13 protein-coding genes, 1 pseudogene and 1 riboswitch are annotated in these 18,035 nt (G+C 41.7%); of the genes and pseudogenes, 8 read left to right on the top strand and 6 right to left on the bottom strand.

Annotated elements, in window-relative coordinates; translation table 11 throughout:
* Positions 1–40: 40 nt before the first annotated feature.
* From DW862_RS15070 to DW862_RS15045, 4 genes and pseudogenes are all read right to left on the bottom strand, one after another.
* Positions 41–496 (bottom strand): annotated as a pseudogene (locus DW862_RS15070) (TonB-dependent receptor); the annotation flags it as partial.
* A gap of 182 nt (positions 497–678) precedes the next feature.
* Positions 679–879: riboswitch (cobalamin riboswitch) on the bottom strand.
* Between the two features lie 468 nt (positions 880–1,347).
* Positions 1,348–2,292 (bottom strand): DUF5106 domain-containing protein, encoded by a 945-nt coding sequence (locus DW862_RS15055; protein WP_120069069.1) that lies wholly within the window; start codon positions 2,290–2,292, stop codon positions 1,348–1,350.
* A gap of 770 nt (positions 2,293–3,062) precedes the next feature.
* Positions 3,063–4,844 (bottom strand): cell wall metabolism sensor histidine kinase WalK, encoded by a 1,782-nt coding sequence (locus DW862_RS15050; RefSeq protein ID WP_008644720.1) that lies wholly within the window; start codon positions 4,842–4,844, stop codon positions 3,063–3,065.
* Between the two features lie 27 nt (positions 4,845–4,871).
* The gene (locus tag DW862_RS15045) at positions 4,872–5,561 is read right to left on the bottom strand and encodes a response regulator transcription factor (RefSeq protein ID WP_004314840.1); all 690 of its coding nucleotides are present in this window, start codon (positions 5,559–5,561) and stop codon (positions 4,872–4,874) included.
* Positions 5,562–5,802: 241 nt separating this feature from the next.
* Between DW862_RS15045 and DW862_RS15040 the strand changes: the two genes are divergently transcribed.
* The 4 genes from DW862_RS15040 to DW862_RS15025 all read left to right on the top strand — a co-directional run bounded on the left by DW862_RS15040 (position 5,803) and on the right by DW862_RS15025 (position 10,670).
* Positions 5,803–6,996 carry a hypothetical protein gene (locus tag DW862_RS15040; RefSeq protein WP_008019595.1) on the top strand — a complete coding sequence of 398 codons (1,194 nt, stop codon included), beginning with the start codon at positions 5,803–5,805 and terminating at the stop codon, positions 6,994–6,996.
* A gap of 52 nt (positions 6,997–7,048) precedes the next feature.
* On the top strand, positions 7,049–7,855 hold the full coding sequence (locus DW862_RS15035) for a DUF3805 domain-containing protein (RefSeq protein ID WP_120069066.1): 807 nt from the start codon (positions 7,049–7,051) through the stop codon (positions 7,853–7,855).
* 27 nt (positions 7,856–7,882) lie between these two features.
* On the top strand, positions 7,883–9,751 hold the full coding sequence (locus DW862_RS15030) for an ABC-F family ATP-binding cassette domain-containing protein (RefSeq protein WP_004314837.1): 1,869 nt from the start codon (positions 7,883–7,885) through the stop codon (positions 9,749–9,751).
* A gap of 79 nt (positions 9,752–9,830) precedes the next feature.
* A complete protein-coding gene (locus tag DW862_RS15025; protein ID WP_004314836.1) occupies positions 9,831–10,670 on the top strand; it encodes a histidinol-phosphatase in 840 nt (279 codons plus the stop codon).
* A gap of 99 nt (positions 10,671–10,769) precedes the next feature.
* Here DW862_RS15025 and DW862_RS15020 read toward each other — a convergent pair whose 3' ends face one another.
* On the bottom strand, positions 10,770–12,005 hold the full coding sequence (locus DW862_RS15020; RefSeq protein ID WP_120069063.1) for a fucose isomerase: 1,236 nt from the start codon (positions 12,003–12,005) through the stop codon (positions 10,770–10,772).
* A 181-nt stretch (positions 12,006–12,186) separates the two neighbouring features.
* Between DW862_RS15020 and DW862_RS15015 the strand changes: the two genes are divergently transcribed.
* The 4 genes from DW862_RS15015 to rimI all read left to right on the top strand — a co-directional run bounded on the left by DW862_RS15015 (position 12,187) and on the right by rimI (position 16,809).
* Positions 12,187–13,386 carry a pyridoxal phosphate-dependent aminotransferase gene (locus DW862_RS15015; protein WP_007757808.1) on the top strand — a complete coding sequence of 400 codons (1,200 nt, stop codon included), beginning with the start codon at positions 12,187–12,189 and terminating at the stop codon, positions 13,384–13,386.
* Positions 13,387–13,509: 123 nt separating this feature from the next.
* On the top strand, positions 13,510–14,754 hold the full coding sequence (locus tag DW862_RS15010; RefSeq protein WP_165861930.1) for an ABC transporter permease: 1,245 nt from the start codon (positions 13,510–13,512) through the stop codon (positions 14,752–14,754).
* Between the two features lie 130 nt (positions 14,755–14,884).
* The gene (locus tag DW862_RS15005) at positions 14,885–16,351 is read left to right on the top strand and encodes a RimK family protein (RefSeq protein WP_120069059.1); all 1,467 of its coding nucleotides are present in this window, start codon (positions 14,885–14,887) and stop codon (positions 16,349–16,351) included.
* On the top strand, positions 16,351–16,809 hold the full coding sequence (rimI, locus tag DW862_RS15000) for a ribosomal protein S18-alanine N-acetyltransferase (RefSeq protein WP_120069056.1): 459 nt from the start codon (positions 16,351–16,353) through the stop codon (positions 16,807–16,809). The genes DW862_RS15005 and rimI overlap by 1 nt, the downstream gene beginning before the upstream one ends.
* A gap of 2 nt (positions 16,810–16,811) precedes the next feature.
* Here rimI and DW862_RS14995 read toward each other — a convergent pair whose 3' ends face one another.
* Positions 16,812–17,984 carry a glycosyltransferase gene (locus DW862_RS14995; protein ID WP_004314830.1) on the bottom strand — a complete coding sequence of 391 codons (1,173 nt, stop codon included), beginning with the start codon at positions 17,982–17,984 and terminating at the stop codon, positions 16,812–16,814.
* Positions 17,985–18,035 lie beyond the last annotated feature (51 nt).

Here is an 18,035-nt window from a genome sequence, read left to right as displayed (position 1 = left end):
TCACTTTAAAGAAAGCTACAAATAGTTACCCCCAAGAAATTGCGGGTGAGCCGATGTTATCGCTTTGTCCGTTGTTTAGAGAAAGGCGGTCTACGTTGTCGAGCGAGAAACGCCCGATATCTATTTGTCCGGTTTGGCAGTCGGTCAGGGTGATTCCGTCATAACCGACAGCAGTATGTTGGGCTCCCAGGCTTCGTATGGATACTGTTTTCAGTCCGCCGATACCTCCGTAATCTTTTACGGTCACTCCGGCAAAGTGTTTCACCGCGTCGGAGACTTGCAGGGCGTGCAGGTTTTTCAGGGCGTCTTTGGAGAAGACTTGCAGGGGAGCGGTTGAGCGTACTTCGCGGGTCTGATAGATATCTGATACTGTTATTTCGGGAATAGAATATGTATGTGTCGTATCTACCTTTTGCTGTTGTGCAAAAAGTGGTATGGATAAGAATTGGCAGCTGAATGCTGCAAAGATCACTTTATTAAATGTTCTTTTCTTCATTTATTCCTTTTTCAGTCTGTTACTGTTTAAAAGTGTCCGGGCGAAATCCCTTCGACCGGACACGCATAAATAAACTTGGCAGAGTTTATCCGTTTTAACACACTTTCTCTGAATCAGAGTGATGAATGAAATGATAGACGACTTGTCCGGTTCATTAGACTCAACGCTTTTTCCTCGAAAGCAGTGAAACTTATTTGCATGGTAGGTCTTCTGACTTATTCCTGTTACAAACGCCTTCCCGGGTTGGTCTCCAGTGGCAATGAGTGAATTGCTTGTAACTTATATGGAACTTACAGCAGCGGGACTGTTCAGGACTTGCACCTGATTCCCTTTTAATTGCTTCCCCCGCATGGGAGTCGCAAACCAATGCGCGACAAAGATAGGGAGTTTATTTGTTTTTTCCAAAGGGATGTTCTTTTTCTTTCGTCTTGATACGAAAGAGAAAGAACCAAAAAGAAAGGATCAAGGCTGCGTTTTTTCAGCTACTCCGGTGCTTCCTTCGGCTAAAGGGCAGAAACTCGCTACGCTCAAACAGTCTGCCCTTTTTGACGCCGAAGAAAACACCTGCGCTTGACGCTGAAAAAACGAGGCCGGGAGACCATGCGGGGTGTTTGTGGGGTGGGTGTGAGGTGTTTGTGGGGCTTTGGAGAAATGGTGACGCTATCCGATATAAATAGTGACGGTATATGGCAAGGATACCGTTAGTATCTTGAGCATATACCGTCAATATTTTTTTATGTTAATCAAGTGCCTTATGTTGGTTCGTATGGTGTATGTTAATAGGGATTTTTGCTTATTTCTTATTGGCTTGTTTAATTTGTTGGTTCTTGTTTTGCTTTTTCTTGCGTATGTTAATTATTGCTTCTTATTAGCAGGTATTCTTCAACGGCTTGTGCGGTGGCGTCTTTTAGGAGTACGGTCTTTTCCTTGTTGAGAAGGTAGAGGGTGGGGATTGCCTTCAAGTCATATAGTTGTTGTTCTTTGATGGCAAATTTCTTGTCGTATCCGTTGATCCATTCTTTGGGGAATTCATTCAGGTGTTTTCTCCATTCGTCCAGTTCTTCGTCGGGATAGATGGAGAGGACTGTAAGTCTCTTTTGTTCCAGAAGTTGATTGATGATAGGGGCATTTTTCAGGGCGTCTATCGTTTCTGTGCAGGCGTGACAGCCGGGGTTGTTAATGAATAGGAGGATGTACTCTGCTTGCTGTTGGTAGAGGGAACCTTGTGCGCCGGAGGCTAATGTGTAGTTGAAGTTCAGGGCTTTGGTGCCGATACGGTTTTTCTGGGCTAATTCCCGGCGGGCTTTGGGACGTACTTTCTCTATTTCCTCTAACAGGGGGGAATCCAACATGGCGTCTAATACGGGAATGTAGAATTCTTCGTTACGCATAGGGGAGTTGGGGTCATATAGATATTTATCAGCCAAGTCGGTGATGTAGGTGAATACTTTTTTGTCTACGTTCGTTCGTTCGATTGTTTTCCGCATGGCTTCTTGTGCGGTTTCCAAAGGGACGTGGTTCAGTATGTCGCAATAGTCCGCCCAGGCTTGTTCGGTCACTTCGGGGTGGTGGATGTAATTGGTGTCGGCGAAGTTGACATTATCCCAATAGTGTTTTACTAGAAAATCTGCTCGTTGTTCGGGAGCTGTCATCATTGTGGGGATGGCAGGTAGGGTGATGGATTTAATAGTGTCTTGTACGGTTTCGTTTGTACTTTGGATGGAGGCGTTCCCGTTTTTGCATGAGCACAACAGGAGGAAACATAAAACCGGAATAATATTTATATTCATTTTCATAATTTGTTTTTTTACTTTGAGAGCAAAGGTAATTTCCTTTTTCCTTTATACAAAATAATCCTTTCTTTTTCTGTCTTTCTTTTGGTTTTGGGGTGCTGTTTTATGGGGGAGGTAATGAAGTATAAAATGTGCTGTTTTTAAGATAGTAAGGGGATGAGGAAGGATGAAAAAGAGATTGGTTAAAATGAAAATGGTATAAATAAATGTAAGAATATGCAGAATGTCGGTTTATTCTGTATGTATTTTATAGGAATATGCACTTTTTTTTCTAAATAGAGGCTTCGTTCCTCGGTGACAGACGCTCTGTTCATCGGTGAGGAAGGCTCTGTTTCTCGGTGAGGGAGGCTTCATTTCCCGGTGGGGAACTTGCAAAGGCTTGATTTTGCTCTTTGGGAGGGCTGCTTTGCTTTTCTTTATGGATGGTTGGGTGATGATAAAAAGTGCGGGTTTGGATGATGATTGGTAGTAAAAAGATGGTTGGTTGTGGAATTTGCTTTTGTTTTGATGGGAAATATACAATTCGTGTAAAATGGTGAATTTTCTTGTTTGCAAATGCTGCGCTTATTGTATATGTTCTTGTCGAGAGGGGGGGGATTATCCTCCTCTCTTCTGTTTAAATATTCCTTTTTTAAGGATGGTCGATTATATGTATGATGAAAGAATGTTTTTAACTGAATGATGCGTTGCTGTAATCGTTTGATTGCATGTGGATATTCCAGCAAGCAAATGAAAACGATGAAGGAGAATATGGTCTGTATGGGCTCGGGCGGTTATTTTTCTTTTGCCAGTGTAAATACGAATTCCAGTCCGCCTCCCTGATTGTTCTTGGCGGAGATGTTGCCACCGTGGATAATAACGGCGTTTTTCACAATAGCCAGTCCCAATCCTGTTCCGCCTAGTTTGCGTGAGCGACCTTTATCTACCCGGTAGAAGCGTTCGAAGAGACGGTTCAGATGTTCGGGTGATACACCTATACCAGTGTCGGCGAAGCTGAAATAGTAGAAATTCTCATCTTCACGGAAACAGTTGATATTTATCTGAATATTGCTTCCGGCGTATGCGATGGCATTGTCCATCAGGTTGCGGAAGATGGAATATAGCAATGAATAATTACCTTTGACTTGTATGCTCTTTTTCAGAGAGTTGATTACTGTGATATGCTTTTCGTCGAGTTCCAGAGATACTTCATTGATAATATTTCCGACAAGTACACTAATATCCACTCGTTCCATATCAATCATGCTGGCGGCTTCGTCCATGCGGGTGAGTACGGAGATGTCGCGTAGCAGCCGGCTCAAACGATTGCTTTGTGCATAACAACGTTCGAGGAATACGTTTATCTTTTCACGTGGAATATTCTCGTTGCTGACAATGGTTTCCAGATATCCTTGAATACTGCTGACAGGAGTTTTCAACTCATGGGCGATATTTTGAGTCAGTTGGCGTTTGAGTCTTACTTGTTCTTCTTCCTGGGTGACGTCGTTGATGGAAATTTCAAAGCTGGCATCCTGGAAGATGATACATTCAACGATAAATGTCCGCCCGTTCTTGTTGATGGTAACTGACATTCGTTTTTCACCTTTTCCTCTCGATCGTTCTTGCTGGTTCTTATTGATAAAATGAATAATCTCTTTTAGTTCGCTGATGGCAAAGACTTCTTCTGTTGTTTCCAGATTGGAGTCCGAAATCAGGTTACTGTATTGGGTGAAAAGATTGTTGACAAGAATCTCTTTCTTGTCTTTTGTAAATACTCCTAATCCTTCGTGCGAGATTTGGAGATGAGTGATTAGCTTTTCACGTTCGATGTAGAGAGCTTCTTTGGTTTCGTGCAATCGTTTGTAGATTTGGATGATGTGTTGTGAGATTTCTCCCAGTTCATTATGTGGAAAAGCGGATTGCATAGCCATTTCGATAGGCTCGTTTCGGTCGGCACGCATGGCAAATTCACGGAGCTGGCTGATGGAAGTGCCCAGTTTGTTGGTGAATTTATAGAAGATAATCATTAATAATAAGGTTACGATGATGGTAAACCATAGATAGTGCGGGTCTGCTTGCAGGTTGTTGATGAGGCTGACGTTATAAGGCAAAGCCGAACGGACAATATAATCTTTATAACGAGTGGCCGAATAAAAATAGGGAACTCCGGTTGTTTCGGAAGTACGGCGTACGTCATATCCGTTGCCATGCTTTATTGCTTTCTGTACTTCCGGACGATTCAGATGGTTTTCTATTTGGTTATTATGATTTGGATAACTGTCGTAAACAACATTTCCTTCTGCATCAATAAGGGTCACACGCAAGTCTTCCAGAATATGTTTGTTGATATAACCGCTGATTATTTCGCTATCAAGAGGTTGCTCTTCCAATTGTTCGTAGAGTCTGCTGTTGTAATCTTGCAGTTTTGTATTCAGCAGTTCTATTTTATATTCCCGTTCACGTTGATACTGGTACGCAATAAAACAAATGGCAAATACCAGAAAGAGTGAAATAACCGAAAGGAACAGCTTCCGGCTGAAAGAAAGAAAATGTTTTTGAGTTACAGGCAGGTTCATAATAATTGCTTAATTCGGTATTATTACTTATTCAGCTTCAAAACAGTATCCGTATCCGAGACGGGTGACAATACGTTTGCCGTATATACCTATCTTTTTACGTAAACGGGTGATGTTTACGTCGATGGTACGGTCGAGCACATACACTTCGTCACTCCAGATACGGGCCAGAATGTCTTCGCGTGAGAATACACGTCCCTTATTCTGTACCAGTAGAAGCAATATTTCAAATTCTTTTTTAGTCAATGGCACTTCTTCATCGTCGATGCTTACTTTTTTCTTCGTGATGTCAATAACGAGCGACTGATAAGTAAGACGTTCGGGTGCTCTTTCCGTTTCCGTTGTTACCGTACGTCTTAATACTGCTTTCACACGGGCAATGACTTCACGCAGCGAGAAAGGTTTCGAAATATAATCGTCTGCTCCCAGATTGAATCCGGTCACAGTATCGTTTTCAGTATCTTTTGCCGTGATAAAGATGATAGGCACTTTTGCTGTTTTTTTGTCTTTCTTCAATATGTTAGCCATTTTGAAACCGGAGATTTCTCCCATCATCACATCGAGGAGAATTAAGTGATAACTGCTGATATCCATCTTCATTGCTTCTTCGGCAGAATTTGCTGTATCAACCTCATAACCTTCGTTTTCAAGATTGAATTTCAGAATCTCACAGAGGTCTTCTTCATCGTCGACAACTAAAATACGGTAATCGTTCATAAGATATATGTATTAATGTGATATGACAAAGTTACGTTTTTATTTTATCCTTTGCAAAGATGAGGAGACTTTGTTACGGGCAGATGAAACAGACGTTACAATCGTGTTACATTCTGTGAATTCCGGGAATTGATACGGAATATGGAAGTTTTTGTTGATTGTAAGAGGAAAAAACGCTCGCTATTTGTTATCTTTGTTAGCGAGATACAATAGAAATGTTTGACTATAGAAACTACAAATAATGATAAAAATTGACTTAAAACGACATCGGAAGGAAATAATAGGATCTGTTGTGGTACTGTTAATTCTCCTTGGCGGTATGTCTGTGTTTAAATATACTTCATTCAATTCCGGTTTTGAGATTGTAGACGATCTGGGAGGAAATATATTTCCTTCGGCGATTCTGTCTGTTGCCACCACTGATGCACAAGTGATTGTTCCGTCGGATTCGACGTCTTTGGGGAATCCGAAGTCGTGTATTGCCGTTCGGTTGAAATCGAAGACAGCTTATAGTCGTGTGCGGATTGAAGTGGCCGAAACGCCTTTTTTCTCCCGCTCGGTGTCGGAATTTGTATTAAACAAGCCCAGGACGGAATATACGATTTATCCTGATATTATCTGGAATTATGAGGCACTGAAAAATGAGGTGCAGGCAGAGCCGGTAAGCGTAGCCATCACAGTGGAGATGAACGGAAAAGATTTGGGACAACGGGTGCGTACTTTTTCAGTGCGTAGCATTAATGAGTGTCTGTTGGGGTATGTGGCCAACGGAACTAAATTCCATGATACCAGTATTTTCTTTGCGGCTTATGTCAATGAAGAGAATCCGATGATCGATCAGTTGCTTCGTGAAGCATTGAATACTCGGATTGTTAATCGCTTTCTCGGTTATCAAAGTAAGGCTAAAGGGGCGGTAGACAAGCAGGTATATGCCCTTTGGAATATATTGCAGAAACGTAAATTCCGTTATAGTTCTGTTTCCAATACCAGCCTTTCGAGCAATGTTGTTTTCTCGCAGCGTGTCCGTACGTTTGATGATGCACTGGAATCTTCACAGATTAATTGTGTGGATGGGAGTGTGTTGTTTGCGTCGTTGCTTCGCGCCATTAATATTGATCCTATTCTGGTACGTACACCGGGGCACATGTTTGTAGGATACTATACGGATAATTCGCACACGAATAAAAACTTCCTGGAGACAACGATGATTGGTGATGTCGATCTGGATGATTTTTTCCCGGATGAACAACTGGATTCTACAATGGTAGGTAAATCGCAGAATGAGATGTCGTTACTGACTTTCGAGAAATCGAAGCAGTATGCTAATAAGAAGTATAAGGAAAACGAAGAAGGAATCCATTCCGGAAAGTTGAATTATATGTTTTTGGAGATTTCTAAAGAAGTGCGGAGGAAAATACAGCCGATAGGTAAATGATATTCGTTTTTAATTCGTATTTTTGCCCAAGTAATCATTTTAATATAAAAGGATGCAAGGCAAGAAATTTATCTCTCCCGGAGCATGGTTTTCTATGAACTATCCATCAGACTGGAATGAGTTTGAAGATGGCGAAGGCTCTTTTCTTTTCTATAATCCCGAAGTATGGACGGGAAATTTTCGTATATCCGCATTTAAAGGAAAAGCCGGTTATGGTAAAGATGTCATCCGGCAGGAACTGAAAGAGAATGATTCGGCTTCGTTGGTGAAAGTCGGAACGTGGGAATGTGCGTATAGCAAAGAAATGTTTCAGGAAGAGGGGACTTATTATACTTCCCATTTGTGGATTATAGGAGTTGACGATATTGCTTTCGAATGTTCTTTTACTGTACCTAAAGGCGGAGTTGTGAAGGAGGCGGAAGATGTAATCGCTACTTTGGAGGTACGCAAAGAAGGGCAGAAGTATCCTGCTGAACTGATCCCGGCCCGTCTTTCTGAAATCTATTTGATTAATGAAGCGTACGAATGGGTGGTATCCACCGTGAAGCAGGAATTGAAAAAAGATTTTCAGGGAATAGAAGAAGACCTGGAGAAACTTCAGCAGGTGATTAATAGCGGTAAGATTGGCTCGAAAAAGAAAGAGGAATGGTTGGCAATCGGCATCACAGTCTGTATAATTCTGACGAATGAAGTGGAAGGTATGGAATGGAAAACTTTGATTGACGGTAACCGGGAAGCTCCTGTATTACAATATAAAGACCGTATCATCGACCCGCTGAAACTGGCATGGAGTAAAGTAAAGGCAGGAGAACCTTGCGACATTATTGAAGAGTATAAATCCGTGATTATTAATCACTAATCACTAACCAACTAATTACTAAATTACGTGGCTGTACCTTATTTACAGATAGATAACCTGACCAAGTCCTTCGGTGACTTGGTTCTTTTTGAAAATATATCTTTTGGCATTGCTGAAGGCCAGCGTGTAGGATTGATAGCGAAGAACGGCAGCGGAAAAACTACCTTATTGAATATAATCGCCGGAAAAGAAGGTTATGATAGCGGTAACATTGTTTTCCGGCGTGACCTTCGGGTGGATTATCTGGAACAAGATCCACAGTATCCCGAAGAGTTGACCGTGCTTGAAGCCTGTTTCCATCACGGTAACAGTACCGTGGAACTGATAAAAGAGTATGAACGTTGCATGGAGACTGAAGGTCATCCGGGATTGGAAAATCTTCTGGCGCGTATGGATCAGGAGAAAGCCTGGGAATATGAACAGAAAGCCAAACAAATTCTTTCGCAACTCAAAATCCGCAACTTCGACCAAAAAGTGAAGCAACTGTCCGGTGGACAGTTGAAGCGCGTTGCTTTAGCCAATGCGTTGATTACCGAGCCGGATCTGCTTATCCTTGATGAGCCAACCAATCACCTGGACTTGGATATGACCGAATGGCTGGAAGATTACCTGCGTCGTACCAATCTTAGTTTGCTGATGGTGACGCACGACCGTTATTTCCTTGATCGTGTTTGTTCGGAGATTATCGAAATAGACAATCAACAAATCTACCAATATAAAGGTAACTACAGTTATTATCTCGAGAAACGTCAGGAACGTATCGAAGCTAAAAGTGTAGAAATAGAACGTGCCAACAACCTTTACCGTACGGAACTCGACTGGATGCGCCGGATGCCGCAGGCACGCGGGCATAAAGCCCGTTACCGGGAAGATGCTTTTTATGAATTGGAAAAGGTGGCAAAGCAACGTTTCAACAATGATAATGTGAAGCTGGAAGTGAAAGCATCCTATATCGGTAGTAAGATATTCGAGGCCGATCACTTGTTTAAGAGCTTCGGTGACTTGAAGATACTGGATGATTTTTCTTATATCTTTGCCCGCTATGAAAAGATGGGCATTGTGGGAAATAACGGGACAGGTAAATCTACTTTTATCAAGATATTAATGGGGCAGGTTGCGCCTGACAGTGGAACGGTGGATGTTGGTGAAACTGTTCGTTTCGGCTATTACTCGCAGGATGGCCTTCAGTTTGATGAACAAATGAAGGTGATTGATGTAGTGCAGGATATTGCCGAAGTGATTGAACTGGGGAATGGAAAGAAACTGACTGCTTCGCAATTCTTACAGCATTTTCTGTTTACTCCCGAAACGCAACATAGCTATGTCTATAAGTTGAGTGGGGGCGAGCGTCGTCGTCTTTATCTGTGTACCATCCTGATGCGTAACCCTAACTTCCTGGTGCTTGACGAACCTACCAACGACCTCGATATTATCACTCTGAACGTGCTTGAAGAATATCTTCAAAATTTCAAAGGTTGTGTGATTGTTGTTTCTCACGACCGCTACTTTATGGATAAGGTAGTAGACCATTTGATGGTATTCAATGGACAGGGAGATATTCGCGACTTCCCCGGAAACTATAGCGACTATCGTGACTGGAAAGACGCGAAAGCTCAAAAGGAGAAAGAAGCTGAAAAGCCGCAGGAAGAAAAGACTGCCCGTGTTCGTTTGAACGACAAACGGAAGATGAGTTTCAAGGAAAAACGAGAGTTCGAGCAATTGGAAAAGGAGATAGCAGAATTAGAAACAGAAAAAGTGCAGATTGAAGAACTCTTATGTAGCGGTACCCTTTCTGTTGACGAATTGACAGAGAAATCGAAACGTTTGCCTGAAGTCAATGACCTGATTGATGAGAAAACAATGCGATGGCTGGAACTTAGTGAAATAGAAGGCTGATTTGTGCCATTGTATCACTAGAATAGTCTGATAATGATAATAACTTTGATAATATATCCCGGACAACATATAACCTTGTATGACAAACCTAACCAATTATCATAGCCACTGTCTGTATTGTGACGGACGCGCCAATATGGAAGATTTTATTCGTTTTGCTATCAGTGAAGGATTTACTTCCTATGGCATTTCTTCCCATGCTCCACTGCCGTTTTCTACTGCATGGACGATGGAGTGGGATAGAATGGATGATTACCTTTCCGAATTTTCCCGTCTGAAGAAGAAATATGCAGATAAAATAGAGCTTGCCATTGGTCTTGAAATAGATTACCTGAACGAAGAAAGCAACCCTTCTTTACCCTGTTTTCAAAAACTACCACTTGACTACCGGATAGGTTCCGTACATATGTTGTACTCTCCGGAAGGAAAAATCGTAGATATTGATACTCCGGCAGATCTTTTCCGTCAATTGGTAGACAAGCACTTCGATGGTGACTTGGATTCTGTTGTCCACCTTTACTATAAGAACCTGCTTCGTATGGTAGAATTGGGAGGATTTGATATTGTCGGTCATGCTGACAAGATGCATTATAATGCTTCCTGTTATCGTCCGGGATTATTGGATGAACCGTGGTATGATGCATTGGTTCGCAAATATTTCACCGCCATTGCCGAATATGGTTATATCGTTGAAATAAATACTAAATCTTATCACGATTTAGGAACGTTCTATCCTAATAAACGATATTTCTCTTTCCTGAAAGAGTTAGGTATCAGAGTACAGGTGAACAGTGATGCGCATTATCCGGAACGGATTAATAATGGACGTGCCGAAGCATTGGCTGCTTTGAAGAAGGCAGGCTTTACTTCAGTTGCAGAGTGGCATAACGGAAAATGGGAAGAAAGAGAAATTGAATAAAGAAATAGAATTTAGTCAATCTCCAAAGTGCCTCCTTAATAAACTGATAATTTATTTTGTTTATTAAGGAGGCGCTTTCTTTAAGGATGTTTTGAGATGTTATTCAGTTCTTTTGCAAGCATTTGCCTGGAAAAACTCGTTCAATGTATCTTCATAGTTACCATGAAGCATAATATGATGATTTCCCAATGGATTCTTCAGAAAATACTCGGCTGGAGTATTCATGCGGATGCGTACTTGCGTGCGGCACATATTAATATAATTGGTATTTTCAGTCAATGTTCCAGTAGATAAGTAATATTCGTCCAGACATTCACCGCCGCATTTTATAATCGTTACGTCTCCTGTTGGAAGTAACCCTTGTATGGCAATTCCTTTTTCTGTTTCAAAATGATTGCGGATAATGTATCTCTCCGTTTGTTTGAGTCCTACGGTGCAGTGTGCCAGTATCAGCTCGTTCGTACGGGAATTAATCATGGAAGGATTTGCCATAAATCCGTCCTTGCCCGTAAGCGCTTTCACTGCTAATAGCGTAAAAATAGATTGAAGATCGCCTTCACAACCTGCTATTATCCCGTCATCATTCAATAAAGATAATGCCACGCATCCGGTAGTGTCGATTTGTTCAATCAATTTAAAGCAGCTCAATGTCAGTGCTTCCAGATTTTCTTCCTGACACACCTTTTTAATAGCCCGGTACAGCCTCATGGATTTGATTAAATCTTCGGGAGTTCCTTCGCGGCAGGCAAGAGCTTGCGATGCTACAGCTGCACATGATGCTCCGACTTGCTCATCCGTTATTTGTTGAAATTGTTCATAAATCCGTTCCAATGGAATATCTACATATTCAATTCCCCAACGACGTTTTGCCAACAGGTAGTCTACGTTACTGGCAACTAACCAGGAAGAAGGAGTTCCGATGACTCCGATACGTTTGCCGAATAAGGAACGTTGTGCACGGAAATTATTATAAAGTGTATGAATACGCAGGATGATAGCAGGTAATTCGCCATGTAGTATTTCGCTCTTCATTCCACGTCCCCGTAACCATGTGGAGATTTCCAATGCGGCAGCAAGAGAGTTCTGCATGCCGTCTGCCAGTAAAATGGCAGGGCGGGGGAGGTTTTCGAATTGCTGTATGACCAGTCTTTCCACCCCACCGGTAGCGATAAAAATGATTTTGAAATCATCACTACTAAGCTTGTCTATATCTTGATAATCGACGAGCTTTACGGTATAATATTTTTCAATTTCGCTTAAAATAGCTTCGTGTGAGCTACGTAGCGAGACTTGTTTGTGAAGGATTGAAGCAAATGAGATAAGGTGTATGGTCATTATGATATTGTTTTAAGTTTTCCGTATGACAAATGTATAGCTTTCTTTTCAAATTACCATAACGATTTTAACCTTGCTAAGGTTTTTAAAGTTTTTATGTCTCTGTATTCAAATTATTGCGTACATTTGCAGCTCCAAGTAGAAAAAGTAAATAGTAATTAAGTAATTTGTAGTTAAAATTATGCCAACCATATCCATTCGCGGAAACGAGATGCCTGCATCTCCTATCAGAAAGCTGGCTCCTTTGGCAGACGCTGCCAAGCAACGTGGAGTCCATGTGTTTCACCTGAACATCGGACAGCCTGATCTGCCCACTCCTCAGGCCGCGATTGACGCGATACGCAATATTGACCGGAAGGTATTGGAGTATAGTCCAAGTGCCGGTTATCGTAGCTATCGCGAGAAATTAGTAGGATATTATGCGAAATTCAATATCAACCTTACAGCAGACGATATAATCATTACATCAGGAGGTTCGGAAGCCGTACTTTTTTCCTTCCTTTCCTGCCTGAATCCGGGAGATGAAATAATCGTTCCGGAACCGGCTTATGCTAACTATATGGCATTTGCAATCTCTGCCGGAGCAAAGATTCGCACCATTGCTACGACCATTGAAGAGGGCTTTTCCCTTCCGAAAGTAGAGAAGTTTGAAGAACTGATTAATGAGCGTACCAAAGCGATTCTTATTTGTAATCCCAACAATCCTACCGGTTATTTGTATACCCGTCGTGAAATGAATCAGATTCGTGACCTTGTAAAGAAGTACGATTTGTTCCTTTTCTCCGATGAAGTATATCGTGAATTTATATATACCGGTTCTCCTTACATCTCTGCCTGCCATTTGGAAGGTATTGAGAATAATGTGGTATTAATTGACTCCGTATCCAAACGTTATTCAGAATGTGGTATTCGTATTGGTGCGTTGATAACCAAAAACAAGGAGATACGCGATGCTGTCATGAAGTTCTGCCAGGCTCGTTTGAGTCCTCCATTGATCGGACAGATTGCTGCAGAGGCCTCTTTGGATGCTCCGGAAGAGTATTCTCGTGAAACGTATGATGAATATGTAGAACGTCGTAAATGCTTGATTGACGGTTTGAACCGTATTCCCGGTGTTTATTCACCCATCCCGATGGGCGCTTTCTATACAGTAGCGAAACTCCCGGTAGATGATTCCGACAAGTTCTGTGCATGGTGCCTCTCTGATTTTGAATATGAAGGTCAGACGGTATTCATGGCTCCGGCTTCCGGTTTCTATACCACTCCGGGTTCCGGCATTAATGAAGTTCGTATTGCTTACGTATTGAAGAAAGAAGATTTAACCCGTGCGCTTTTTGTCTTGCAGAAGGCCTTGGAAGCATATCCGGGAAGAACAGAATGAAATTTAAGTATTAAGTATTAGGTATTAAGTATTAACCGTAGCTTCTTGTGTGTTTGCTCGTGTGTATAATTGCCTAATACTTTATGTCTAATACTTAATACTTTATACTTAATACTTAACCCAATGTCTCTATCACTTTTCATAGCTCGGCGTATCTATCGTGAAAGCGATGGCGGAAAGCAGGTGTCACGTCCTGCGGTCCTTATTGCCATGGCGGGTATTGCTATTGGTTTGGCTGTGATGATTATTGCGGTGGCGGTAGTTATCGGGTTTAAAAGTGAGGTGAGAAATAAAGTCATAGGATTCGGGTCACATATTCAGATAACTAATCTGGATGCGGTCAGTTCTTACGAAACTCATCCGATTGTGGTAGGAGACAGTATGATGACTGCTCTTGCTGATTATCCGGAGATAAGCCATGTGCAGCGTTTCTCTACCAAACCGGGTATGATTAAGACCGATGACGCTTTTCAAGGAATGGTGTTAAAAGGGGTAGGTCCGGAGTTCGACCCCCATTTTATAAAAGAGTATTTGGTAGAAGGGGAGATTCCTGTTTTCAGTGATTCAGTATCTACCAATCAAGTGCTTATCTCGAAAGCGTTGGCAACTAAAATGAAGTTGAAACTGGGAGATAAGATATATACCTATTATATACAGGATGATATTCGCGCTCGTCGCCTGACGATTGCCGGAATTTATCAGACGAACTTCTCCGAATACGACAACCTCTTTTTACTGACGGATCTTAATCTGGTGAATCGCTTGAACGGTTGGCAACCGGAACAGGTGACCGGTGTGGAATTACAGGTGAAAGATTATGATAAACTGGAAGATATAACCTATGAGATCGCAACTGATATTGACAACAGGCAAGATGATCTGGGAGGTGTGTATTATGTGCGTAACATCGAACAACTGAATCCTCAAATCTTTGCCTGGCTTGATTTATTGGATTTGAACGTATGGGTGATTCTGATTTTGATGATAGGAGTTGCCGGCTTCACCATGATTTCCGGTTTACTGATTATTATCATCGAACGCACCAATATGATTGGGATTTTAAAAGCATTAGGAGCCAATAATTTCACGATTCGCAGAACCTTTCTTTGGTTTGCTGTCTTTCTGATTGGCAAAGGCATGCTTTGGGGCAATGCCATTGGTTTGGCATTCTGTATTCTTCAATCTCAATTCGGACTTTTCAAACTTGATCCGGAGACTTATTATGTAGATACTGTCCCGGTATCTTTTAATGTTTTACTTTTTATCTTGATTAATTTGGGTACTTTGTTTGCTTCTGTATTGATGTTGATTGGTCCTTCATTTTTGATTACCAAGATCAATCCGGCAAGCTCCATGAGATACGAATAATCCTCTTTTTATCTACCCGTTTTCTACTGCATAAATAATTTAGTCTGTTGCGTGATGTGGAGTGAATAATATGTCTATATTTGCGCCCAATTTACTTAATATCCTCTTGTAGGTTTAATTTTTAACCATTATGAATAATGTGTTAATCCTGTTGGATAATCTGGATGACTGGAAACCGTATTACGAGACAAGTAGTGTCCTGACTGTTTCCGACTATCTGAAAAACAAGCCGGTAGAAAAAGACCGGAAGTTAGTTATTAATCTTAGCGATGATTACAGTTATAACTCTGAAGGGTATTACTGTTCATTGTTAGCCCAAACGAGAGGACAGAAAGTCATTCCGGATGTTGATATAATCAACAAGTTGGAGACCGGGACGGGTGTTCGGATGGATCGTAGTCTGCAAGCCCTCTGTTACCAGTGGATACAGAAGAACAATGTCAAAGACGACATTTGGTATCTGAACATTTACTTTGGCAAATGTAGAGAGAAAGGTCTGGAGCGGATTGCACGATTTATTTTTGAGAATTACCCTTGCCCATTATTGAGGGTGGCTTTGAATACTCATCCCAGAAATCAGATCGAAAGTATTCAATTTCTTTCTCTGAATCGGCTCAATGATGAAGAGCAGGATTTCTTTGCCAACACATTGGATAACTTTAATAAGAAAATATGGCGTGCGCCTAAGTCGGCGAAAGCTTCCCGTTATAGTTTAGCTGTATTGGTTGATCCACAGGAAAAATTTCCGCCCAGCAACAAAGGTGCCTTGCATAAATTGGCAGAAGTTGCCAAGAAGATGAATATTCATGTGGAAATGATTACGGAAGATGACGCCATCCGTTTGCTCGAATTTGATGCCTTGTTCATTCGTACTACAACATCATTGAATCATTATACATTCCATTTGTCGCAATTGGCTGCACAAAACGGAATGGCCGTTATTGACGATCCGCTTTCCATCATCCGGTGTACGAACAAAGTATACCTGAAAGAACTTTTTGAAAAGGAAAAAATTTCTGCTCCTAAGTCAACGCTGATTTTTCAGTCAAACGATCATTCGTTTGAGCAGATCAGCGAACAGGTGGGGGCTCCTTTTATTCTGAAGATACCGGATGGGTCTTATTCCATTGGCATGAAAAAGGTTTCTAATGAGGAAGAACTGCAAGCAAGTCTGAAGATGCTTTTTGAGAAGTCGGCTATCTTACTGGCGCAGGCATTTACTCCTACGGAGTTTGACTGGCGTGTCGGCCTGTTGAATGGGGTACCGCTGTATGCCTGCAAATATTATATGGCAAAAGGACATTGGCAAATTTACTGCCACTATGATTCGGGCAGAAGTCGTTGCGGACTGGTAGATACGATTCCTATTTATCAGGTGCCTCGGGTAGTGTTGGATACGGCCGTTAAAGCTGCGAATCTGATCGGAAAGGGATTGTATGGAGTCGACCTGAAAATGGTAGATGATAAAGCCTATGTTATTGAGATCAATGATAATCCGAGTATCGATCACGGGCTGGAAGATGCCATTATCGGTGATGAAATGTATTACCGGTTACTGAATCATTTTGAACAGGCCTTGGAGGCGAAACATTATTGATGATGGAGACGGGTTTATTTGTTCGTAAAGCACAGCAGATTGATATTCCTGCTATTTTGGAAATAGAATGGGAATGTTTTCGGGAAGATAGCTTTTCGAAAGAACAGTTTGCTTATCTGATAAGCCGCTCGAAAGGAACTTTCTATGTAATGATGGAAGGGGATAGGGTAATCGCTTATGTCTCCTTATTATTCCATGGTGGAACTCATTATTTAAGGATCTATTCGATAGCTGTCCATCCGGATTTCAGAGGGAAAGGATTGGGACAAGCATTGATGGACCAAACGATTCGGACAGCTAACGAATGTAAGGCTGCTAAAATTACTTTGGAAGTGAAGGTGACGAACGCTGCCGCTATTGCGCTATATATGAAAAATGGCTTTATTCCGGCAGGAATAAAGCCATGCTATTATCATGATGGTTCGGATGCTATTTATATGCAACGGTTGATTCCATGAATTCATCTTCTCATGAAATCTCCTTTTCCTCGAAAGAATCGGCAAATCTTGAAATTCAGCGACTGTATAGGTTGGAGAAGGTCGAATAGCGGTAATGAGAAATAGTATTTCCGGTTTCCTCCCATTTCTTTGGCTGTTTGGTTAATAACGACAATTTGCATGATGAAGCGTAGTAACCAGATTAACAGTGCGATGCCTGCGACTAACCAATGAGAATTGAGGACGCCGGATGCGATGCCTGCTATACAGGAAACATAGAATAACAGACGGGAGAAAGTCTCAAATCCCAAAAGGTATCGTTGTATTCCCTGATAATATCTTGCGGTCGCCATATAGCTTATTTTTTCCTCTTTCCATTCTTTGTATCGGTACACAGGATTTATCCGTGTGGTGGCGTTGATGTCTGTTTCGACGCGGGTATTTGAAGGAGTTGCCAACTGGTTGATGAATAGGTCATCCTCTCCACGTTGCAGGTTCAGGTATTTGGAGAATCCTTTCTGTTGGAAAAACAACTCTTTCCGGTAAGCTAAGTTACGTCCGATACCCATATATGGTTTTCCGGCTAAAGCGAATCCCAGATAACGCAAGGATTGGAAGAGGGTATCAAATGCGGTACGTTTGTGCAACCATCCTTTTGTACGGTCATAGCCGCTATATCCCAATACGATTTGAGTCTGCGGAGTAAAGTTGCGTGCCATTAACTTTAACCACTGGTTACTTGCCGGCATACAGTTTGTTTCTGTAAATACCAGCCAATCATGTTTACTGGCTTTGATGCCTAATGTCAGGGCCAGTTTTTTATGACTGATATAACGTGCGCTTTCAGGGGTAAAACTATGGTAAAGATGAGGATATTTTTCTTCCATCATTCCCAGTATATCCTCGGTTTCATCTGTGGAAGCATCGTTGATGACAATCACCTCGAATTGCGGATAATCCTGTTCCAGAATGGCTGGCAGGATTTTACGCAGGTTTTCAGCCTCATTGCGTGCGCAGAGAATTACGGAAAGTGGAGGCAGTTCTCGTGAAAAATGTACCTCTTCTTTGCGTACAGCCTTATTATGGGCATGTATCCGATTGTACAGACCAAAATAATAGATGAGCTGAATGATAAAAAGAATGCCTGCCGCTGATAAAAGAATCAGTTCGACAGTATTGAATGTAAATGTTTCCATCAAATTTTAGTGTCGTTTTTACAACGGCAAAAGTACACAATTTTTCGGTAG

The sequence above is a fragment of the Bacteroides sp. AM37-9 genome (assembly GCF_003603455.1).
Classification (GTDB): Bacteria; Bacteroidota; Bacteroidia; order Bacteroidales; family Bacteroidaceae; genus Bacteroides; species Bacteroides xylanisolvens.
Note: the sequence above shows the minus strand (reverse complement) of the source record. Positions and strands in the feature narration are given on the sequence as shown.